The 20207-nt window shown below is 68.9% G+C and carries 18 protein-coding genes; 10 read left to right on the plus strand and 8 right to left on the minus strand.

Going from position 1 to position 20207, the window contains the following annotated elements; all coding sequences use genetic code 11:
- Positions 1 to 152: 152 nt before the first annotated feature.
- The 4 genes from bcsD to JKL49_RS04865 are packed head-to-tail and all read right to left on the minus strand — an operon-like array spanning position 153 to position 9017.
- Positions 153 to 626: a cellulose biosynthesis protein BcsD gene (gene bcsD / locus JKL49_RS04850; RefSeq protein WP_215338591.1), complete on the minus strand. Its 474-nt coding sequence runs from the start codon at positions 624 to 626 to the stop codon at positions 153 to 155.
- A complete protein-coding gene (locus JKL49_RS04855; protein WP_215338592.1) occupies positions 623 to 4348 on the minus strand; it encodes a cellulose biosynthesis protein BcsC in 3726 nt (1241 codons plus the stop codon). Before JKL49_RS04855 ends, bcsD begins: the two co-directional genes overlap by 4 nt.
- Positions 4348 to 8766: a UDP-forming cellulose synthase catalytic subunit gene (gene bcsA, locus JKL49_RS04860; RefSeq protein WP_215338593.1), complete on the minus strand. Its 4419-nt coding sequence runs from the start codon at positions 8764 to 8766 to the stop codon at positions 4348 to 4350. The genes JKL49_RS04855 and bcsA overlap by 1 nt, the downstream gene beginning before the upstream one ends.
- Positions 8763 to 9017, minus strand: a complete 255-nt coding sequence (locus tag JKL49_RS04865) for a hypothetical protein (RefSeq protein WP_215338595.1) — start codon at positions 9015 to 9017, stop codon at positions 8763 to 8765. The genes bcsA and JKL49_RS04865 overlap by 4 nt, the downstream gene beginning before the upstream one ends.
- A gap of 903 nt (positions 9018 to 9920) precedes the next feature.
- Here JKL49_RS04865 and JKL49_RS04870 point away from each other — a divergent pair.
- From JKL49_RS04870 to phnE (JKL49_RS04900), 7 genes are all read left to right on the plus strand, one after another.
- Positions 9921 to 10145 (plus strand): hypothetical protein, encoded by a 225-nt coding sequence (locus JKL49_RS04870; protein WP_215338597.1) that lies wholly within the window; start codon positions 9921 to 9923, stop codon positions 10143 to 10145.
- Between the two features lie 27 nt (positions 10146 to 10172).
- Entirely contained in the window at positions 10173 to 10445 is a 273-nt protein-coding gene (locus JKL49_RS21435; protein ID WP_215338599.1) for a restriction endonuclease fold toxin 5 domain-containing protein, read from the plus strand.
- A gap of 32 nt (positions 10446 to 10477) precedes the next feature.
- Complete coding sequence (locus JKL49_RS04880) at positions 10478 to 10789, plus strand: hypothetical protein (protein ID WP_215338601.1); 312 nt, start codon at positions 10478 to 10480, stop codon at positions 10787 to 10789.
- A gap of 394 nt (positions 10790 to 11183) precedes the next feature.
- Positions 11184 to 12143: a phosphate/phosphite/phosphonate ABC transporter substrate-binding protein gene (locus tag JKL49_RS04885; RefSeq protein WP_215338603.1), complete on the plus strand. Its 960-nt coding sequence runs from the start codon at positions 11184 to 11186 to the stop codon at positions 12141 to 12143.
- Positions 12140 to 12985: a PhnD/SsuA/transferrin family substrate-binding protein gene (locus JKL49_RS04890; RefSeq protein WP_215338605.1), complete on the plus strand. Its 846-nt coding sequence runs from the start codon at positions 12140 to 12142 to the stop codon at positions 12983 to 12985. Before JKL49_RS04885 ends, JKL49_RS04890 begins: the two co-directional genes overlap by 4 nt.
- Positions 12982 to 13860 (plus strand): phosphonate ABC transporter, permease protein PhnE, encoded by an 879-nt coding sequence (gene phnE / locus JKL49_RS04895; RefSeq protein ID WP_215338607.1) that lies wholly within the window; start codon positions 12982 to 12984, stop codon positions 13858 to 13860. The genes JKL49_RS04890 and phnE (JKL49_RS04895) overlap by 4 nt, the downstream gene beginning before the upstream one ends.
- Positions 13857 to 14678, plus strand: a complete 822-nt coding sequence (phnE, locus tag JKL49_RS04900) for a phosphonate ABC transporter, permease protein PhnE (RefSeq protein WP_215338609.1) — start codon at positions 13857 to 13859, stop codon at positions 14676 to 14678. Before phnE (JKL49_RS04895) ends, phnE (JKL49_RS04900) begins: the two co-directional genes overlap by 4 nt.
- On the opposite strand, the gene JKL49_RS04905 is transcribed toward phnE (JKL49_RS04900), so the two are convergent.
- The gene (locus tag JKL49_RS04905; protein ID WP_215338611.1) at positions 14659 to 15522 is read right to left on the minus strand and encodes a carbohydrate kinase family protein; all 864 of its coding nucleotides are present in this window, start codon (positions 15520 to 15522) and stop codon (positions 14659 to 14661) included. The genes phnE (JKL49_RS04900) and JKL49_RS04905 overlap by 20 nt on opposite strands.
- A gap of 153 nt (positions 15523 to 15675) precedes the next feature.
- On the opposite strand from JKL49_RS04905, the gene phnC reads away from it, so the two are divergent.
- The 3 genes from phnC to phnN are packed head-to-tail and all read left to right on the plus strand — an operon-like array spanning position 15676 to position 17685.
- Positions 15676 to 16449, plus strand: coding sequence for a phosphonate ABC transporter ATP-binding protein (gene phnC, locus JKL49_RS04910; protein ID WP_215338613.1), 774 nt, complete (start codon positions 15676 to 15678; stop codon positions 16447 to 16449).
- On the plus strand, positions 16449 to 17138 hold the full coding sequence (locus tag JKL49_RS04915) for a DapH/DapD/GlmU-related protein (RefSeq protein WP_215338615.1): 690 nt from the start codon (positions 16449 to 16451) through the stop codon (positions 17136 to 17138). Before phnC ends, JKL49_RS04915 begins: the two co-directional genes overlap by 1 nt.
- Positions 17139 to 17145: 7 nt before the next feature.
- Complete coding sequence (gene phnN, locus JKL49_RS04920) at positions 17146 to 17685, plus strand: phosphonate metabolism protein/1,5-bisphosphokinase (PRPP-forming) PhnN (RefSeq protein WP_215338617.1); 540 nt, start codon at positions 17146 to 17148, stop codon at positions 17683 to 17685.
- On the opposite strand, the gene JKL49_RS04925 is transcribed toward phnN, so the two are convergent.
- The 3 genes from JKL49_RS04925 to phnL are packed head-to-tail and all read right to left on the minus strand — an operon-like array spanning position 17669 to position 20201.
- On the minus strand, positions 17669 to 18358 hold the full coding sequence (locus JKL49_RS04925; protein WP_215338619.1) for a DUF1045 domain-containing protein: 690 nt from the start codon (positions 18356 to 18358) through the stop codon (positions 17669 to 17671). The two genes, phnN and JKL49_RS04925, sit on opposite strands and share 17 nt — an antisense overlap.
- On the minus strand, positions 18355 to 19494 hold the full coding sequence (locus tag JKL49_RS04930; RefSeq protein ID WP_215338621.1) for an alpha-D-ribose 1-methylphosphonate 5-triphosphate diphosphatase: 1140 nt from the start codon (positions 19492 to 19494) through the stop codon (positions 18355 to 18357). Before JKL49_RS04930 ends, JKL49_RS04925 begins: the two co-directional genes overlap by 4 nt.
- 2 nt (positions 19495 to 19496) lie before the next feature.
- The gene (gene phnL / locus JKL49_RS04935) at positions 19497 to 20201 is read right to left on the minus strand and encodes a phosphonate C-P lyase system protein PhnL (RefSeq protein ID WP_215338623.1); all 705 of its coding nucleotides are present in this window, start codon (positions 20199 to 20201) and stop codon (positions 19497 to 19499) included.
- Between the last annotated feature and the right edge of the window lie 6 nt (positions 20202 to 20207).

The raw sequence follows: 20207 nt of genomic DNA on the forward strand, positions 1-20207 counted from the left end.
CGAACAGGGCCTTCGGAGACCAGGTCAGATAACGGATTGGTCACGCTGGAAGCCCGGTGCGCCGGGGCTTTGGCGTCTCTGTCACGCAGAAGAGCCAAGTTTCTCTGACTGTCTGGCGGTGGGGTCAGTCGGAGCTCGGCTCGTCTCTGGCGTCAGGCCGCACGCGCGAAGCGAAGCACCACCTCGTTTTCGGACGCGTCGAGGTCGAGCCGGGCGACGAGGGTTTCACCTGCCCCCTGGCCGCGCATCCAGCCCGTATAGAGCCCTTCCAGCAAGGCGGCGAAGGCGGCCGGCCAGGCGCCGGCGCGGTCCTCGCGGATACGCCAGGGTCCGGCCTCGTGGCGGATTTCCACCGCCGTCCCAATGTCTCGCAGGCTGACCATGCCCCAGTCCATCTGGGCCAATGCCTGGTTCGCGACGGCTTGCAGGTCCTCCAATGTCGTGCTGGGCGACAGAGGCGATTGGCTGGCCAGACGGAGGCCGGTCTGGCGGAGGAAGCCGCGGGCCGGCTCAGGCCCGACGTTCTCAAAGAGTTCGACGGCGATTGCGGCCAGGAAGCCCCGCCACTGGGGCGCAACCTGACGCTCGGCATAGTAGGCGAGCAAGGTTTCGGACGAGTTGGTCATTGGGGGCCTCCGAAGGTTTTCTTGAGAAAGACGCCGAGTTTGAACTCGTTGTACTGGCCGAAGGTGTCGAGGCTGACCTTTCCGCCCATGGATGCCGACGGACTGATCCTGTACTCCGCCTGAGCCTCGCCTGAGACGCCGAAGCCTGACCGGCTGCTGGAGGGGTGGAAGGCGGCGACCTCGCTCGACTGTCCGGCGGCGAAGGCGAGCTTGCCCTGCCGCGCAGCGTCGGTGGGGAACATGGCGGTGGCGTCTTCGCTGTAGGACTGGAAGCCCGGCGCGATCTTGGCCTGCCACTTCCACTTGTCGCCGGACAGGCTGTAGCTCACCGGGAAAGTCAGGCTGACATACTGCTGCGGGCTGAAGTAGCCGCCCTGGCCGAGCGTGAAGTAACGCAAGTTCTTCTCATAGGCCTGGGTGTTGACGTTGACCCCCAGCCGCAGATTGCTGTGCTCGCCGCGGTAGGCGTCGACATAGCCGCCGAGATTGACTTCGTAGGCGCTGTTGGACGCCACCCCGCGACCGGTGAACCGCTTGGCGGTGGCTTCGGCATAGGCGCCGACCCCCTTACCCCGATCGTAGGAGGCGCCGACCGTGACCGCGTCGCGGGTGACTCCGCCCCAGGTCTGGCCCGTATAGGCGTCCTTCATGGCGGAGTAGGAGAGCACGCTGTCGGTGACCGCACGTCTGTCGATGCCGAACTTCAGCGTGGTGGGGCCGACGCTAGGGGTCCATGCAAGTCCGCCCACCACCTTGGTCTTGTCCATGCCGACCGGAGTGACCCCGATGTCGCCGGCGAACTTGTCGGACTTGTAGCCGACGGTGAAGCCGACGCCCGACGCCGCGGAGTCCACCGATCGCGCCACCACCGGAACCGGCGGCGTCTGAACCTTGCCATCGGCCACCTGCAGGGGAGCGGTCCCAATGCCAGCCGCCGCAAGGCCGCTGGCCTGACCCGCCCGCAGCGCGGTGGGGGTGACCGAGCCAAAGAGCCGGCCGCTGAATGCTGGGGCGGAGACCGTGACTCCGGTCTGGATCTCGGTGAGGCGGCTGGTCCCGGCGTCTCCGCTGCGGGCGCGGATCATGACGTCCCCCTGCACAGCGATGGCGCGGTCCTCCCGAAGGTCGGCCACCTCCCGACCGATCTTCTCCGACAGCGGCGCGTCGGCCCTTGCGAGCTCCAGGACCGGCGCCCCTGGCCCCGCTAGGGGCAGGATGGACGCCAGCGATGTGGAGAAGAGGCTGACGTTTCGCGCCGGGACCGAAGTTGGAGATTGCGGGAGACCGGTGGAGTAGAGCCCTGTCGGCAGAGCGCCAAAACTCCGGTCGCCGGCCATCGGCATAGGCTGGGGCAAGGCCCGCTGCTGCGCCTGAGGATTGGCGTGGTCGTAGATTTGCGGCCCAAATCCGGCAATGAGGCCAAGTCCCTGTGCTGGCGTGCGACCCGCTCCGCCCGAGAACGGGTTGGGTCCCAGGGCGCCGCCGGGCTGGAAGATGCCCGTGCCGCCGACCTGGGCCGCCGCGCCGCGCGGCTGACCATTGGCGATTCTCTGCGCCGTCTCGAAGGCCTTCATCGCCGCGCGGTCGTGGCCCTGGGCTTTCTCCAGCCGGCCAAGCTCATAGTAGTTTTCCGCCTTGCCGGGTGCGAGCTGGAGAGCCCGCTGCAGGCGGACATGGGCTTTGGCGTAGTCCTGAGAGTCGGTCGCCGCGCGGGCGGCCTCCAACATCACCGCGGCGTCATTCGGTTGCCGGGCCGTCAGGGCGTCGTAGACCTGGGAGGCCTGGGCCTGCAGACCGCCGGCCTGGCAGAGCCGGGCCAGGGCGGACATCAGGCCGATATCGTTGGGGGCGCTCGCGAAGGCGGCCGACAGCGTGTCGAAAGCCCCGGCATAATCCCCCTCGGTGCGTTGGCGGTCGGCCTTGCGGATCGCGTAGCCGGTCATCAGACCCACGAAGGCCTGCTGGTTGTCCGGGCTCCGGGCGGTGGTCTGGAGGTTGGCCAGCAGTTGTTCGGCCGCAGGTTCCTGTCCCGCCGCCGCAAGCACGTTGAGGAAGCCCGCCGCGTCGCCGGGCCGCACCTCGACGGGGAGCTGAGACTGGGCGGCGGTCAGCGCCATGGAACCGGCCTGGTACGCATCACCGGCGTCATAGAGCGCCTGGGCAAGGCGGGAGCGGGCGCCGAAGTCCAAGGCCCCATTCGCCAATTCCCCGCGCAGCAGGATGATCGCCCGGGTCGAGAGCCCTTGGGCGGTCAGCCGTTGCGCTTCGCGGATTGTCCGGTCGGTGTCCACGCGGGCGGCGAGGTCAGAAATATCCTTGGTGCGTCTGGTTTCCGGAATGCGCCGGATGAGCGAGGCGGCCTGCTCCGGATTGGCCTGGGAGTCGGCGTAGAGCGCCGCGGCCGACAGGGCCTCCGGGCTCGCGTTGGCGCCCGACAGCGGAGCGGCGACCTGAGCGGCCTCGCCCTGACCGCCATGCGCCGATAGGAACTTGGCGTACTCGTATCGGGTCCAGGGATCTTCGGGATCAGCGTTGAGCGCGGTGGCCAGCGCCGCCCCCGCGCCGAAGGTGTCACCGGCCAGGGCGAGTCTGGCGGCTCGGTCGCGTTCAATGCGCGCGGTGAGCGCCCGGGCGGCGTCGGCGTCCGGCAGCTGGCGAGCCAGCGTTCGGGCTTCGTCGGCCCGGCCTTGGTCGGCCAGGGCGACGGCAAGGCCGATGCGGGCTTCAGGCCGTTCGGGCGCGGTGGCGATGGCTGCGCGATAGGCCACCTCGGACTCTGCGGGCCGCTGTTGGGCCGCGAGAATGTCGCCCAACAGCAGTTGCGCCTCAATGCGATAAGCCTGGGGCTTGGCGGCCAGACGGCGCGCGGTCACCTCGGCCTCAGTCAGCTTCCCCGCGTTGCGGGAAGACGCCGCCCTTTGCAGGTCGGAGAAGAAGCCTGCAGCCTCATAGGCCTCCTGCCAGTCCTTGGCGCCCTGACCCTTGGCCGCGGTGGACAGCAGGACCCGGGCCGCCTCAAAACGCTGCTGGCGCAGCCGCACCACCCCCAGGCCGCCCGACGCGTCCCGATCACGTGGGACAATCTTCAAGGCGCGCTCGAACTGAGCCTCGGCGGCGTCGAGATCGCCGGCCTCCAGGGCCGCAAAGGCCGCGGCGCGGACCTCGCCGGCTCGGTCGCCCTCAACCGGCCCTCTGGCCTCGACCGCGCGAACCGGCGGCGCGGCCGGCGGGGCGGAGACGACGCTGGGCAGGACCGGAACCGGCGCGGTCCGCGCCACGGCCGGCGTCAGCGTAGAAGCCGCCCGAGGCGCCGGCAGGTTCGCGAGACCGGGCAGGCGAGGGTCGTGGGGCCGGGCGGCGCTGAGCCGTCCCGCCCACATGGCCGCCGACATGGCGTCTCCCCGGGATCGGGCTAGATCGGCCAGGGCGTAGAGAACATCGGGATTGTTCGGCGACGCCGCCAGGGCGCGGCGCAGAGCGCCCTCGGCCTGGTCATTGCGGCCGGCGCGACGCCATCCTCCGGCCTGACGGATCAGGGCCTCGGCGGGGCTGACAATGGTGGGCGCCATGACCTTGTCGCGGGCGGTGCGGATCGGCAGGTCCGCGGTGGGGGCCGAGCCCGCGTCCGGCAGGCGGACGACGGGATCGGCGTGGGCGGCGCCGGCCAGGGCTGTGGCGAGGGCCGCGACCGCGGTGGCGGGCAGGACTGTGCGCGGGAACATCAGAAGTCTCCCAATTCGGGGTTCAGGCGACGGCGGGCCCGGGCGGTGAGCGCCCGTGAGACCAGCAGCGACAGGAGGAAAGCCAGGGTGAGGGCGCCGGCGGCTAGCGCCGTGGGGTGGCTGTGCAGCCACCAGAAGACGGCCACATGGGGCGGCAACTTGCCGATCCATGTGGTGGGGCCGACCTGATAGGAGGTCACCCCTTCCGCGCCGCTGATCGCCAGGTCGCCATGGGTCCGACCACCGCGCTTGGGGTCATCGAGGTTGTAGACAAGGCGCGGCAGGTCGACCGTCTGGCTGGCCAGGACCGCCACCACGACGCGCTGGCGGTCGACAGGCGAAATCCAGCTGGCAAGGCCGTTGAAGCTGTTGCCGCTGACCAGGCTGGCCTCGGCGTCACGGGCTGCGGAGCCCCGGTCGTCCTTACCCGCCAACCAGCCGAGCACGGGGCCGGCAGGACCAAAGCGGGTAAAGATCCGTTCGACCGGACCTGCCGTCATCACAAGCTGTATATCACCGCCCTTGGCCGCGATGGGCGCGCCAGCGAACAGATCCGGCAGGCTCTGGCTGAGCGCGGCGGGGCCGACGATCAGGACGTCCCGGCCGGCCAGGGCTGTCGCTTCCCCAGCCCGCAGCACTCGCAGGGCGGTGGCCGGCGCTCCAGTCGACGCGCCCGTCCGGGCCATGATGGCCAGGAAGGCCTCCAACTCGGCAGGATCCGGATCGGCGCTGAGCAGGACCGAGGTTTCCGACAGGTCCGCGCGGCGGCTGAAGGGGAACCCAGCACTGGTGAACGAGGCCAACTCCGGGAAGCGCGCGAAGTGGTGTGCGCCCGTCAGGTCGATCTTGCTGTCGGGATCGATATTGCTGTGCACATCGCCGGGAATCTCGCCGGCGCAGGCGCCGCGCTTGTCCACTCGAAGGTCGTAGTAGAAGCCCAGCCGGTTGCGGGCGAAGAGATCATAGGCCGGCAGCTCGACCTTGGACTTCCGTCGGGCCAGGCCTGGCGTCACCAGGTCTTGGGCCTTGTCGGCCAGCCCTTTGGGACCCAGTGGGAGCGAGCCCAGATACCGGTCGTTGAGGGAGACATCGAGCCGCGAAGTCCGATAGTCCACCCACTCGCCGCGCGGGTAGCGGTAGTCGACATCCAGCCGCGCCGACGTGCCGGGCCACAAGAAGATGTCCGGCGGCAGCCGCAGGTCGGCCGAAAGCGTGCCAGGCCGCAGACCCGCCCCTTGGAGAGCCAGGGGATCCACCAGCTCGCCAAGACGGACCGGCCGGCCCACGGGGACCCAGCGCGGGGCGTCATAGGGGGCCCGCTTGGCCGCGGCGATCGGCGAGACCGCGGAGCTGGCTCCGCTGAGCGCGCGCGACGAGAGGGCCAGGCCGCGGGCGGCCGTCAGGATGTCGGAGTCGTTGCGGCCGGAGACCAGCAGGATCAGCCCGTAAGGGTCGGCCGGGTTGCGGGCCAGGGTGATGCGCGGGCCGTCAGCGGCCGGTAGGGTGACGCCATTGATGACCTCGCCGGGACGGCCGATGACGACCGCGTCGCCGGTGGGCGCCAGGCCCACCTGCACGCCGAACCTGAGAGGTCTGAGATTGGCCTGGACACCAAAGTACGAGGCGATGGCGGCGCCGGCCTGCAGTTGCGCGCTCGAGGGCCGGCTGGCGAAGACGAAGTTGATCTTCGGCGGCCGCGGGTCGGTCATGTTCAGGAACGGCGCGGGAAGACGGGCGAGATCGGGCTGGCCGGGCACACGCTGCAAGGACAACTCCAGGGCGGAGCGCACATTGCTGACGTCGGCCCAGAGGCTGGAGTGCAGGGGGTCTTCGCAGTCACGGGTGTAGTGACCCACGAAGCGCAGGTTCAACCGGTTGGAGGGCTGGAACAGGCCCGGGTCGATGGGCAGATCCAAGGTGACTCCGCCTGACCGATCCGGCGTGAGCTGGATGTTGGCGACCACCTCGTTGTTGAGGGCGACAACCACATGGCTCAGGTCCTGGAGCAGCTGGGGCGAATAGGCGAGGCGCAGGTGCAGGACCGCCCCCACCACCACCTCGTCGGAGCGCAGTTCGAAGGGCACGCCGGCCTCGCCCTCCACGCCGCGGAGGCGCAAGGGGTAGTCGGACCCCAGGTCCTTGAGCGACAGGGTGGTCTTGTAGACCCCGCTTGGGGTGGCGGCAGGCGGCAGGGACGGCTGGGCGTGGGCCGGCGTTCCGGTCGCCGCCAGCGCGCCGGAGACCACAGCCAGGCCCGTCAGGCCTGCGGCAAGTGCGCGGCGGGACCGGCGGCTGACCGTCTGCTGGCGAGCCGCTGCGGGACGCGCGTTGCGCCACAGGACGACGGAGGCGCTTGCCCGCATCAGGTCCACAAAGGACTGGGCCGCTGTCCAGTGTGGCTTGGAGTCCGGCAGTGGCCAGGCGTCGGCACGGCCCAGAACCACCCGGACCAGTTCGCGGCGCTGGTCGAGTTGCATGGGCAGGAACTGCAGCCGGGTGCGCTGGCCGGCCCGACCGGCCAGCTTCACCGGGAAGCGGACGCGCCGCTCGCCGCTGGGCAGCTCGACGCTGGTGATGGCGCCGACCCTTGCGGGCTCCCGGGTCTCGATCGAGACCCCACCCATCGAGATGTCGTGGCTCACGCCGAGGACAACGGAGCCGTCCTCATACAGCAGCTTGGCGGGCATCTCGGCCTCCACCCGCACGGCGTTACGCACCTGGCGGCTCTCGCGCCCCACGGAGATGGCGGTGAAGACAATGAGCAGGTTGAACAGCGACCAGGCGATGTTGATCAGGGCGGTCTGGGCGTCCGACGCCGTGGCGTGGGCGACGAAGATCTTGAACAGACCAAAGCCGATACCGGCGGTCAGCAGGGTCGCAGTGATGATCAGCGGCGTCAGGATGCGAACGTCGAAGAACCCCTCGCGCAGCAGACCGCCCTTGTCGGTCACGTTGAATTTCCCGCGCTTGGGGTCGATCAAGGGCAGCAGGCTGGGACCGACCAGGTGGAAGGCCAGCAGGGTCTCGTAGATTTCGCCCCAGAAGGCGCGGCGGTCGCGGCCGTGCATGCGCTCGTTGACCACTAGGGAGATGAGCAGGTGAGGTGCGGCGTAGGCGGCGATGGTGATCGCTGGGGCGGCGACGATCTGCTGGTTGAACAGGAGGTAGGCCAGTGGCGAGGTCAGGAAGACGATACGCGGCAAGGCGAACTGGAAATGGGTCATTGCCGCGAGGTAGCAAAGCCTCTGCGCCAGGGTCAGGCGGCCGCCGATCAGCGGATTGTCCACCCGGAAGATCTGGGTCATGCCACGCGCCCAGCGAGCCCGTTGGCCCACATGGATCGAGAGCCGTTCGGTAGCGAGGCCCGCCGACAGGCGCAGATTGAGATAGGCGGTGTTCCAGCCGCGCTTCTGCATCTTCAGCGCGGTGTGGGCGTCTTCCGTCACCGTCTCGCCGGCGAAGCCGCCGACGCTGGCGATGGCCGTCCGGCGCAGAACCGCGCAGGATCCGCAGAAGAAGGCGGCGTTCCAGAAGTCGTTGCCGGGCTGGACCACCCCATAGAAGAGGTCACCCTCGCCGGGGATGTCCTTCACCGCGAACACGTTCCGCTGGATCGGATCGGGCGAGTAAAAGAAGTGGGGGGTCTGCAGCAGGGCCAGGCGCGGATCGGCCTGGAACCAGCCCAGGGTCATCTGCAGGAAGGCGCGGGTAGCGACGTGGTCGGCGTCGAAGATGCAGACCAGCTCGCCATCGGTCTGCTTCAGGGCGTTGTTGAGATTTCCCGCCTTGGCGTGGTGATTGTCGGGCCGGGTGATGTAGCCGACTCCGGTGGCCTCGGCGAAGGCCTTGAACTCGGGCCGGCGACCGTCGTCCAGCAGGTAGATGCGGCGGCGTTCGGGCGGATAGTCGATCGTCAGGGCCGCAAGCACGGTGTCCTGAACGATCTCCAGACTTTCATTGTAGGTGGGAATGAAGATGTCGACGGTTGGCCAGGTCTCGGGCGCACCCACCAGCGGCCGCACCGGCCGGTCCAGCGGGCGCACGCATTGGAGAAAGCCAAGGATCATCACGAACCAGGCGTAGACTTCGGCCAGGAACAGGCCGGCCCCCAGCGCCGCAGAGACCGGACTGGAGAAGTGGAGGGTCTCGGTGATCCGCCACCAGAGGTAACGAGTGCCCATGGCGACCGAGACGAAGGCGAGCGTCAGGGTCATCAGGGGTGAGCGGTTACGCGACAGGGCTAGGACCGCCAGGAAGGCGGCTGAGCCGAAGATGATCTGGCCGCGCAGGTCCAGGGTGACCACGGCGGTGACAGTGAGCAGCAGAGCGCCGGCCAGGATGGCCGGAGTGGCCAGGGTGGGCGGCAGGTTGGGCAGCGACCGCGGCAGGCGCGCGGCGAGGGTTGTGGCGACGCTCATTGGCGTTCCAGTCTTTCGAAGATCGAGATGAGGGAGGCGCCGGCCATGGGGGACTCAGCGGGCTTGTCGACATAGCGGCCGAACCCGGCTCCCGGTGGCGCGGGCGGAGCCGGCGAGACTGTCTCAGGCGCGGGCGTCGCCTCGGCGGGCGGGGCCTGCAGGATGGGCGCAGGCGCCAAGGCGTCGATGTCGAACTGGCGATACTCGACGTTGACGCCGGTTCGCCGTTTGAAGGATTCAATATCCGTCATTTCGGTCAGTCCCCCTCGCCGGCCCGCAGAATTGCGAGCCAAGCGGTTGACTGAGTTCGTGGGCCTATCGCCCCCTGGCGATGATTTGGAAGGTCCCTCTCCCAGTCGCTGACAGGGTTAACGGGACGCCGCTGACCTAATCCTGTGAAGGCTGTTCATGTGCGCGACAGATTCTCGCCACATATCGGCGTCCGGCCGGAATCGTCTCCTACGAGGGTGCTGCCAGTCCAAGGTCAATTCGTCTCTCCCTGAGCTTTTCCATACTCGCGGTGCGCGACATCCGAAGCGGCGCCGTCGCCGCGTGAGGCGCACAACCCACAGAATGTATGTTCTTGCTGTGTCCTTGGCATCCTCACCTCTAGGTGGCGAAATCGGGACCCAATATGGAGGCGCTGATGCGGCAGAGGCAGATTGATCCCAGCCTGCTGGACGGTGAGGATCTGGATCGCTGGTACCGTCGGCCAGTTGAACAGATCGAGGCCGATCGGGCAGTCCGCCGGGTGAATCGGTACAAGACGTTCTTCGCCCACCAGGATGAAGCTCGGACCAAAGCCATCCAACGAGGCGGATACTTCCGACTCGGCTGTGCCAGAATCGTCGCTGGGTTGAACCGAGGCGCGGGCGGCGGTTCTGCCGATGCAGCCGGTCGCAGTGCCCGGAGGTGTGCGGATTGGGGTTCCACTTGCCGCAGCGGGGGCTCCGGATGCTGGGCCCCGTGGCGGATTCTTCGACACCCACCGACCCATTCCAAACTCGGCGCTTGGTCCGATCTACATCTCCGACCTTCCCAGCCCTCTGAACGCGGTGACTCCGAGAGTTGGCGACTGGTTCGAGCTGGGTGATGGCAAACTGGTCAGGGGCGTGGACGAAGTCTAACGCATCTATGCGGAGCAGGAGCGGCGCTTGCGTGGCGAAGATGAGCCCGAGCCTCCCGCGCATGTGAGTTCGGCGGATCGGTTCAAGGACGGCGTCATTCCTCAAGCCTCCCAGATTGCAAAAGGACAGCGCGAGAAGGACGCGACCTGCCATCCCAATGGCGGATGGGAGCGTGACGCCGGATTTGATCGCTGTGCGCCTTGGACCCGGCGCTATGAGACCCAGATTGGCCGGGCGCCGGGGCTGGACTAAGTCGTCCGGAACCCGGGGGCGAAGCCCGTGAAGTTCGATGGATGCGCCGTATGGGACCCGAGGCATCAACTGCTGGAGGCGAAGGGGCCGGGCTACGAAGGTCTAATTCAGCGTGCCGGCTGGTCTTGGTTCCTTGGCTCGCTCCTTAAGGGGTTGGGGAGCCAAGCCGGGAGGCAGGACGACGCCGCGCGCGGAAAGCCTGTCGAATGGTACGTCGCCGAGCCGGACGCGGTACCTTTTTTCAAAGGGGTCACAGCGCCCTATCCCTCGCTCAAGGTGCTTCAGGTGGCGCCCAGATAGCGCGGCTGTCGTTCCTAAGAGGAGATCTTGAGATGAGCATCGGACAGCTTCAGTTGATGGAAGCGGGATCGCCATTCCCGCCGGAAATGCAGGGCCATTGGATCGCGGAGGAGGATCCTTCGATGGAGGTGATCATTAGCCGCAATGAGTTGACCTGGGGGGGCAAGCCGATGTCGTACCTGGAGAAAATGCTCACCGAGGGAGAGGAAGGGCTGGTCATGGTGGAGTTGACCTTTCCTGACCAGATGGAGGGGGACGCGATCATTCTGGTTGCGATGCCGGGCGACCTGTTGAGCGCCTACAATGAGCACTTCGCCGCCAACTTCGTGAAGGCCGGAGCCTGACTTGGTCTGAACCGTCCAGTTGCGGACGTACCCGCGGTTAACTGGCCAACCTGCCGTGCCCGTCGCTCGCATTCGTGGACTGGGTTAGGCCGCTCTGAGCTCGCCGTCGGCTAGACTGACACCCGAAAACCCGAATCCCTCGCTCGCATGAGGCGACCAATCCGTCACGTCTCATTCCAGGCCGCGGTGGGGGCAGGCGCAGGTCGAGTTGTCTCCACCCTGGAGCGCTGTCGCGGCCAGGCCGACTCAATCGCGTGGCGCACACCGTCCGGAACCTGACAAGTTTCGACCTCAACGGAAGACTGTCACGGGCGCGTCACGGCGACGACATTGCTTGGGGGCAACGCTGATCGCTGTTGCTCCGCGACGCCGGAGCCGAGTGCGATGGTGCGAGATGGTTCGATCAGCATGGTTTTCCGCCGCGGCGGCCCTGGGTCTCCTCGCCGTCCTTTCGGGGTGCGGCAAGAAGCCGGAGGTGGTCTCCGGCGACTGGCGCAGCGGGATCAAGGAAATCCGCATGGCCGTCAGCGGGAGCAATGATGATCCCAGGATGGTCAAACAGCGCAACGCCTACCAGGCGCGCCTGAGCGCGGCGACCGGTCTGCCGGTCAAGCTCTACGAGAGTTCCGACTACAATGGCGTGATCCAGGCGATGTCCTCGGGCCAGGTGGACCTGGCGCAGATGGCCGGTGGCGGCTACGCCAACGTCGACTCCCAGATCGGCAAGCTGGCCGCTCCAATCCTGACCCTTCGGCAGGCCGAGGGGGAGACCGGCTACTATTCCGCCCTCGTCGTCCGCGCCGACAGCCCGATCCGCTCCCTGGCGGACATGAAGGGCCACTCCCTCGGTTATGTCGACTTCAACTCGACCTCCGGCTACCTGGTGCCGCGCGCCAAATTCCGCGAGCAGGGCATCGATCCCGACACCTATTTCAGCAAGATCTCCTTCGCCGGCGGCCACACCCAGGCGGTGATGGCGCTGGCCAATGGCCAGTTCGACGCCGCCATCCTGCAGGCCAGCGGCGGCGACCCGGTCCATGGCTTCAGCCGCGGCGCGCTGCAGACCATGGCGCGGCGCAAGCTGGTCAACCTGAAGGATTTCCGCATCATCTGGACGGCGGGTCCCATCCCCAGCGAGGCCTTCGTGGTGCGCACCGACCGGCCGCAGCCAATGGTGGACATCGTGCGCGGCGCCATGGGGGCTCTGCCCTATGACGAGCCGGACCTGTGGCTGCAGGTCGGCCAGTTGGACGGCTCGGCCTACACCTCCGTCACACGGGATCACTACAAGGACATCATTGCCCTGCGCGCCGCCGATATTGCGCAGCGTCGCGGACAGGGAGGCCGGCCATGAGGCAGCTGCTGCTGGGCGCCTGCGCCCTGCTCCTCGTCGCGGCCGCGTCCAAGCCCGCCGACAAGCTGCGCCTCGCGGCTATCGAACCAAAGGCGGGCGCCTGCGCGCCGCTGGGGGCCGACGCCGCGCCTGGCGAGAAGGCCTACTACGAACACCTCGCCACACGACTTGGGGTGAAGGTGCTGAAATGCCCGGTGGCCGATCGCGCCGCCGCCGCAGCGGCCCTGGCGGCGGGTGAGCTGGACCTCGCGGTGCTGGACCCGGCGAGCTTCGCCCCGGTGGCTGGGGTCGCCCGCGCCATCCTGACGATCCGACCCGAGGGCGGCCTGAACCGCATCCCGGTGATCGTGGCGGTTCCCGCCGCCGGCCCGGACAAGCGGCTGGAGGACCTGCGCGGCAAGACCCTCGCCTTCGGTGGGGCGACTCCGGCCGCCGAGGCCTTGCCGACCAAGGTCCTGGCCGACCGTGGCTTTGGTCGCGGCGCCTTCGGCAAGCCGCTGGACGCCGCCAATGCGGAAGGCGCGCTGGAGGCGCTGCGCGCCGGGAAGGCCAACGCCGTCGTCCTGCACGCCGCAGCCTGGCAGCGGCTCTGCATGCCCGAGGACCCCAAGGTCAAATCGCCCTGCGCCGATCTCAAGGTCCTGCTGAAGGCGAGGCCCCAGGCGGCGCTCGCCGTCGTGGTGCGCAAGGACATCGCCGACGAGACCCGCTACCGCCTGATCGGCATCCACATGCCGCTGCACCTGGAGAACAAGGCCGCCTTCGCCTGGGCCTCGTCCTGGGCGCCGCAGGCCGCGGAGTTCACGCCCGCAGAGACCCTAGCCCTGGTGGCGACCCGGTGACGGCCGTCGCCGACTTCGAGGCGCTGCGGCGGCGGATTCTTCGCCGCAAACGGCTGGAGACCCTGGCGGGATTGCTGATCTTCTCCGTCCTGCTGCTGGTCTCCTTCCAGCGCAGCCAGTTCTTCTCGTCGGATATCGGCGGCGACCCGCTGGGTCGGATCGGCGACTTCCTGACCCGGATGGTCCCCGACCTGAAGGGCGACGTGCTGCTTGAGAGCCGCACCACCACCGGGTCGCTCTACTGGTGGTTCTATGATCTGCCGGTCTGGCTGAAGCTGGGGTGGCAGACCGTGGAGATGGCGATCATCGCCACGGTGGTCGGCGCGGTCGGGGGACTGCTGGCCTCCTTCCTCTGCGCGCGGAACCTGATGCCCATCGCCGCCGTCCGCTTCACGGTGCGGCGCACGCTGGAGGCCATCCGCACCCTGCCGGACCTGGTCCTGGCCCTGGTGCTGGTGGCCGCCTTCGGGGTGGGCCCGCTGGCCGGGGTCATCACCCTGGCCATCTCCACCATGGGAGGCCTGGGCAAGCTGTTCTCCGAGATCAACGAAGAGGTCGATCCCCGCCAGCTCGAGGCCATGGAGGCGTCGGGCACGGGCCTGATCCGCAAGATCCGCTACGGCGTCATTCCGCAGGTATTGCCCAACTACGCCTCCTACGCCCTCATCCGCCTGGAGGGGAACCTGGCGGGCGCCGCGGCCCTGGGCATCGTCGGCGCCGGCGGCATCGGCATCGAGCTGCAGCGGGCGATCACCTACACCGAGTTCGACACCTATCTGGCGATCCTGCTGCTGATCGTCGGCATGATCTTCCTGATCGACATGGCGTCAGAGGCGATCCGCCACCGGCTGATGGGACTGGGGGAAGCCCGATGACCCGCGAACTCCAGGCCCGCGCCTATCTCGCCGCGCCCAAGGCGATGGGCGGCAGCTGGACCCGGCGCCTGCGGGGCGGGGTCCTGACCGGACTGGCCATCCTGGCCTTCGGGGCCATGTGCGCCGACCTGAAGCTCGCTCCCGAGGCCATGCTGGCCGGCGCCGACAAGCTGGGTCGCCTGGCCGCCAGCGCCTTCCCGCCCAATGACGGCGGCGACCTGCCGCGCATTCTCAAGGCCCTGGCTGAGACCTTCGCCATGGCCTTCGCCGGCACCGTCATCGCCGCCATCGCCGCCCTGCCGCTGGGTATCCTCGGCGCCAAGACGGTGGTGGGCCAGCCCGTGCTTCACTTCGCCTTCCGCCGGGTCCTGGACTGGTTCCGGGGGGTTCCCGCCCTGGTCTGGGCCCTGATCCTGGTTTCGGCCTTTGGGCTTGGGCCTTTCGGCGGGGTGATCGCGCTCGCCCTGGCCGATGTGCCCAGCCTGGCCAAGCTGTTCTCCGAGGCCATCGAGAACAGCGACCCCAAGCCGCTCGACGGCGTCCGGTCCGCCGGCGCCTCGCCCTTGATGGTGCTGCGCTACGGTCTCGCGCCGCAGGTGATCCCGGTCATGACCAGCCAGGTGCTGTTCTTCCTGGAGAGCAACTTCCGCCACGCCGCGGTGCTGGGGATCGTCGGGGCCGGGGGTATCGGATTCGAGCTGGAGGAGCGGATCCGCATCTTCGCCTTCGACCAGGTGGTGTTCATCATCGGCCTCTACATGCTCTGCGTCGCGGCGCTGGACACCGTCTCCCAGCAGCTCAGGAAGCGCCTGGCCTGAAGACCGGGAAACGGCCCCCCAGCGGGGCCGAGGCGTCGAGCGTCACGGCGATAGCGCCCCAGGCGCAGGCGTGGGCCAGGGCCGACGCCATGTCGGCGCCCGCCGTCAGCGCCTCCAGCAAGCCGGCGGCGAAACAGTCGCCAGCGCCGGTGGCGTCCACCACCTTGGCGGGCGGCGGGGTGGCCCGCAGGACGCGCTTCCCGTCATAGGCCGTGACGCTGTGCCCGCCTCGCGTCAGCACCATCCAGCCCAGCCGCTCGCCCACCTGGGCCCGACCTGCGCCGAAGGGATCGGCCAAGGTCGCGGCGTCGCAATCGTCCATGGAAGCCACCAGGACGTCGCAGGGCCCGGCAAATCCGCCCGCGGGCCAGTGGGCGACCACCGGCCCGCGGCAGGCGGCGACCGAGGCCTCCGCGCCGGGATAGGGCGCGCGGACGTAGAGACCGTCGAAGGTCTCGTCGGGGCCGGGCGCGGGCAGGCTGGGCAGTTTCGCCGCCTCGAAGTCCAGGCCCAGCACGAGCCGCTCGCCGCCGGGTTCGATGAGGATCAGGGTCGTGCGGCTGGCCCCCTCCCGCCGAACCACGCGACGTGTGTCCAGGCCGGCGGCCTGGGCCTGGGCCAGGCAGGCGTCGCCCTCCGAATCCTGCGCCAGGACACCGATGACCACCGCCTCATGTCCGGCCCGCGCCAGCGCCACGCCGGCATTGGCCGCGCCCCCGCCGAGACGTCCGGCCAGGGCGCCCTCCAGGGTCCGGCCCAGCAGCCGGCCTCCGGACGCCAGCGGTCCGCTCAGCCGCACCGGCCGGTCCAGGGCCAGGGCGCCGATCACCAGGAACTTCGCCATCACATCCTCCGTCCGCTGAACCTTAGCCCAAGGCGGTGACGCGGGCGCGACGCCGACAAATCGCCGCCTGGTGCGGTGCGTCGCCGCCGGGCCGTCACGTGCGGGTCACCGGCCGCCCGTACCCTTGGCCTCAGGTCAGCCTGTGGAGGTCCGATGCTTGAACTGCATGGCGTCAGCAAACGCTTCGGCGAAACCCTGGCGGTGAACAGCGTCTCGTTCTCCTGCCAGCGCGGCGAGCTGGTGGGGATCATCGGCCGATCCGGCGCCGGCAAGTCGACCCTCCTGCGCCTGCTCAACCGTCTCAGCGACCCGAGCGAGGGCCGCATCACCTGGGACGGCGAGGATGTCAGCCGGCTCAAGGGCTCTGCCCTGCGCAAATGGCGCCGCCGCTGCGCCATGATCTTCCAGCAGTTCAACCTCAGCCCCCGGCTGGACGTTATCACCAATGTCCTGGTGGGCGTGGTGGGTGAGCGGCCCCTGATGAGCTCGCTGATCAAGTTCTTCCCCGCCGCCGACCGGGCCCGCGCCATCCTCGAACTCGACGCCCTGGACATGGCCGGCGCCGCCCTGCAGCGGGCCGTCACCCTCTCGGGCGGGCAGCAGCAGCGGGTGGCGATCGCGCGCGCCATGCTGCAGGAGCCCGACCTGATCCTGGCCGACGAGCCGGTGGCCTCCCTCGACCCGGTCAACGCTGAGGTTGTGATGGAGGCCCTGCAGAAGATCTGCCGCGAGCGCAACGTGCCGGTGATCGTCAACCTGCACAGCCTGGATATCGCGCGGCGTTATTGCACGCGGGTGATCGCCATGGCCAAGGGCGCGGTGGTGTTCGACGGCCCGCCCAGCGCCCTGACCCCGCAGGTCCTGGACCGCGTCTATGGCGGGCGCGCCAGCGCCCCGGAACCGTTCAGCGTGGTCGAGGCCGCGTAATGAGCCTGCGTTTGGCCGATCGGCTACTGGACCACGGCTACCTGTACTTCGATCGCTATGTTCACGAAGACCTTGCCGAGCCCCGAGAGGGCGCCGCGCCGGTGATCCATAAGGACGCCTCGGTGCATGACTCCATCCTGGGCCCCTGGACCCGGGTGGGGGCGCGGACCAGCTTCTCCGAGGTCTCGATGGGGGCCTACAGCTATATCGTCAACGACGCCTCGGCCAACTACACGGAGATCGGCAAGTTCTGCTCGATCGCCCGCGACGCGCGGCTCAATCCCGGCAACCACCCGACCTGGAAGGCTGCGCTGCACCACTTCACCTACCGCACCCGCTCCTATGAGCTGGGCGAGGAGGACGATCACGACTTCTTCGAATGGCGGCGGTCGCACACCGTGACCCTGGGCCACGATGTCTGGATCGGCCACGGCGCCACCGTCCTGCCGGGCGTCAGCATCGGCACGGGCTCGGTTGTGGGCGCTGGCGCGGTGGTGTCCAAGGATGTGCCGCCCTTCACCATTGTGGGCGGGGTTCCCTCCAAGCCAATCCGTGAGCGCTTCCCCAAGGCGGTGCAGGATGGTCTGTTGGCGATTTCCTGGTGGGACTGGAGCCATGAGCGACTTGCCGACGCCGTCGACGACTTCCGCGCCCTCGACGCTGAAGCCTTCGTCGAAAAGCACGCCTGAGTCTGGGATGTTGGTGCTTGTGGTCGGCCCGTCGGGCGCCGGTAAGGACACCCTGTTGGACGGCGCCCGGGCGGCGCTGGCCGGCGACGCCAGCTTCGTCTTCCCCCGTCGGGAGATCACCCGACCGGCCGAGGCCGGCGGCGAGGATCATATCCCGGTCGATGACGCCCAGTTCGCGGCCCGCGAGGCGGCCGGCGGCTACGCTCTGACCTGGCGCGCCCACGGACTGGCCTATGGGATTCCGGCCGCCATCGCGGAGGATTTGGCCCTGGACCGCACCGTGGTGATCAATGTTTCCCGCGCGGTCCTCGACGACGCACGGGCGCGCTTTGGCCAAGTACGCGTGCTGGTGGTGACCGCCGATCCTGAAATCTTGGCCCAGCGGCTGGCGCTGCGCGGGCGCGAGAGCGCCGAAGACATCGCCCAACGCCTCGCGCGCGCCGCGGCCATCCCGGTCGCCGGCGAGGATGTGGTGGAGGTGCGCAACGACGGCGCGCGAGACGAGGGCGTCGCGCGGTTCCTGGCGGCCCTCAGACGTCGAAGCTGAAGCGCTCAAGGATGCGGAACGGCCCCTGACGGTCGTCCTGCTTGAAGACCGCGATCCCGTCGAACAGGTGCGGTCCCGTCTCCCGGGCGAAGTGATCCCGAAGAGCCGTCAGCAGGCGCTCGCGCACCGCGTCCTCGCGGATGGCGCCGGTGAGCGTCATGTGGAAGCGGAAGTCCTCGAAGATGTAGGGATAGCCCCATTCCACCAGACGAACGTCCTGCTCTGGGGTGAGGCGCGCCTTGCGCCGGCGGGCCAGGTCGGCGTCGGACAGGGGCGCGCGGAAGGCGTCGAAGTCGCGGACGCTGAGCGCGTGCAGGGCCTGCATCTCCGGCGAGACCTGCTGCAGCCGGAAAGCCAGGAACCGGCCCAGCGCATCCGGCGCGATGGGGACTTCGAAGGGTGTCAGCCCCGCCGCCACGCCTTCGGCGGCCGCCAGCAACTCGGCCTCGCTGTGATCCGGCGCCGGTTGGAAGGGCGCCTTCAGGGTGGCGTGGAAGCCGTATCCGCGCGGGTCGGCGGTCAGGGCCTCTAGGTCCAGATCCTCCAGCCCGGGCAGGGCAGGGCGCTCAAGCTGTTCCCCAGTATAGGCGTCATAGCCCAGCCAGGCCGAGGCCTTGGCCCAGAGGGCCGAGTCCGCCGACGGCGCGTAGTAGATCGCGTAGCGGGCGGTCATGCCGTCCGGACACCCTTCAGCCAGACCTCGGTCGGGACCGGCCAGCCGTCCGTCAGGCGGGCGATCCGCACCAGGTCGGCGCGCTGGCCCGGCGCGATCTCGCCGCGGTCGTCGAGGCCGAGGCTGCGGGCCGGATTGGCGGCCACGACGCTGAGCGCCTTCTGTGGCGTCCAGCCAAAGTCGTCGATCAGCATGAAGGCGGAGCGCAGCATGGAGAGGGGCACATAGTCCGAGGCCAGGATGTCGAGCACGTCGTGCTCGGCGCACTCACGCGCCGACAGGTTGCCAGAGTGCGAGGCGCCGCGCACGAAGTTCGGCCCTCCCATGCAGATGGCCATCCCATAGGCCTTGGACTTCAGCGCCGCCTCCAGAGTCACCGGGAACTCGGCGATGACGCAGCCGTCGTCGTGCGCCTCCTCCACATGCTCCAGGGTGGCGTCGTCGTGGGCGCAGATCGGCACGCCGTATTCGCGGGCGAAGGCCACCACGCTGCGGCGGTTGGACTGGGCGACGCCCGGATCGCGGCCGGCGTGGCGCTTGGCTAGCATCTCGCCGATCTCGGCCTCGCTGCGGCCGGCGGCCACCATGCGGGTTTCGAGCGCCTCGACGTTGGCGGTCTGCCGCTGGCCGGGCGTGTGGTCCATCACCGACAGCAGCATCAGACGGGGATTGTCCGCATGCGGTTCCAGCAGCGCCAGCAGCTCAGGATTGGTCACCTCGCAGCGCAGATGCAGCAGGTGTTCGGCGCGCAGGGCGCCGTCAGCCTGGGCCGCGTCCATGCCGGCGATCATGGGCCCTAGCGCCTCCTTGCGGTCGAGGCCCTCCTTGCGGCCGTGCAGGCTGAGAGAGTCCAGCACGGTCGTGATTCCGGCCGAGGCGCATTGGCCGTCGTGGGCCAAGGCCGCGCCGTAGGCGTCCCACAGGGCGCCCGGGCGCGGCTGATAGTGCTTCTCCAGGTTGTCGGTGTGGATATCCACCAGGCCCGGGATTAGCCAGTCGGCGCCCCAGTCCAGAGCCGCGGCCGACGGTCCGTCGCGCGGCTCCACAGCGAGGATCAGCTCGCCCTGCATCACGACCTCTCCACGCACCACACCCTGGGGCGTGACGATGGTCTCCGAGAAGATCCGCTGTTGCATGGCTATGCGGCCGCCTTGAACTCGGACACCCCGAACAGTCGGGTGGCGACGGCGTCGCGGACATCGTGGTCGTGGAAAATGCCGATCATCGCCGCGCCCCGATCGAGAGCCTGCTGAATCAAGGTCACGACGATGGCGCGGTTCTCGGCGTCCAGGGAGGCGGTGGGCTCGTCCAGCAGCATGACGGGATAGTTGCGGATGAAGCTGCGGGCGATGTTCACCCGCTGCTGCTCGCCGCCGGAAAACGTGGCCGGCGGCAGGTCCCAGTGGGCGCGGGGCAGACGCAGGGCCGAGAGCAGGGTCTCGGCGCGCGCCTGGGCCTCCTCGGTGGAGACCCCGTTTTCCAGCAGCGGCTCCATGACCAGCTGCAGGGTGGAGATGCGCGGGATCACCCGGAGGAACTGGCTGACATAGCCGAGCGTGCGGCGGCGCACGTCCAGAACCTGGTGCGGTAGGGCCTGGGTGATGTCCACATAGGCGCCGTCGTGGAGGACGCGCACCGAGCCCTGGGTCGGCAGATAGTTGCCGTAGATCGAGCGCATCAGGGTGGACTTGCCGACGCCGGACTCGCCGGCCAGGACCACGCATTCGCTGGGGGAAACCTCCAGGCTCAGGCGCTCGAAGACCGGAATGGAGGCGGAGTCGGCGTTGTGGAGGACGAAGGTCTTGGCCAGGTCCTCGACGACGATGAGGGGAAGCGTGCTCATGGTGTG

The organism is Phenylobacterium glaciei, from assembly GCF_016772415.1.
Taxonomy (GTDB): domain Bacteria; phylum Pseudomonadota; class Alphaproteobacteria; order Caulobacterales; family Caulobacteraceae; genus Phenylobacterium; species Phenylobacterium glaciei.

What these genes read in the sequence shown, in the direction of transcription:
- phnE (WP_215338609.1), top strand. Translation starts at nt 13,857, where the DNA reads ATGACCCGCGAACTCCAGGCCCGCGCCTATCTCGCCGCGCCCAAGGCG.
- JKL49_RS04880 (WP_215338601.1), top strand. Translation starts at nt 10,478, where the DNA reads ATGAGCATCGGACAGCTTCAGTTGATGGAAGCGGGATCGCCATTCCCG.
- phnN (WP_215338617.1), top strand. Translation starts at nt 17,146, where the DNA reads ATGTTGGTGCTTGTGGTCGGCCCGTCGGGCGCCGGTAAGGACACCCTG.
- JKL49_RS04905 (WP_215338611.1), bottom strand. Translation starts at nt 15,522, where the DNA reads ATGGCGAAGTTCCTGGTGATCGGCGCCCTGGCCCTGGACCGGCCGGTG.
- JKL49_RS04885 (WP_215338603.1), top strand. Translation starts at nt 11,184, where the DNA reads ATGGTTCGATCAGCATGGTTTTCCGCCGCGGCGGCCCTGGGTCTCCTC.
- JKL49_RS04890 (WP_215338605.1), top strand. Translation starts at nt 12,140, where the DNA reads ATGAGGCAGCTGCTGCTGGGCGCCTGCGCCCTGCTCCTCGTCGCGGCC.
- phnC (WP_215338613.1), top strand. Translation starts at nt 15,676, where the DNA reads ATGCTTGAACTGCATGGCGTCAGCAAACGCTTCGGCGAAACCCTGGCG.
- JKL49_RS04855 (WP_215338592.1), bottom strand. Translation starts at nt 4,348, where the DNA reads ATGTTCCCGCGCACAGTCCTGCCCGCCACCGCGGTCGCGGCCCTCGCC.
- phnL (WP_215338623.1), bottom strand. Translation starts at nt 20,201, where the DNA reads ATGAGCACGCTTCCCCTCATCGTCGTCGAGGACCTGGCCAAGACCTTC.
- bcsA (WP_215338593.1), bottom strand. Translation starts at nt 8,766, where the DNA reads ATGAGCGTCGCCACAACCCTCGCCGCGCGCCTGCCGCGGTCGCTGCCC.
- JKL49_RS04915 (WP_215338615.1), top strand. Translation starts at nt 16,449, where the DNA reads ATGAGCCTGCGTTTGGCCGATCGGCTACTGGACCACGGCTACCTGTAC.
- JKL49_RS04930 (WP_215338621.1), bottom strand. Translation starts at nt 19,494, where the DNA reads ATGCAACAGCGGATCTTCTCGGAGACCATCGTCACGCCCCAGGGTGTG.
- JKL49_RS04925 (WP_215338619.1), bottom strand. Translation starts at nt 18,358, where the DNA reads ATGACCGCCCGCTACGCGATCTACTACGCGCCGTCGGCGGACTCGGCC.
- JKL49_RS04865 (WP_215338595.1), bottom strand. Translation starts at nt 9,017, where the DNA reads ATGACGGATATTGAATCCTTCAAACGGCGAACCGGCGTCAACGTCGAG.
- bcsD (WP_215338591.1), bottom strand. Translation starts at nt 626, where the DNA reads ATGACCAACTCGTCCGAAACCTTGCTCGCCTACTATGCCGAGCGTCAG.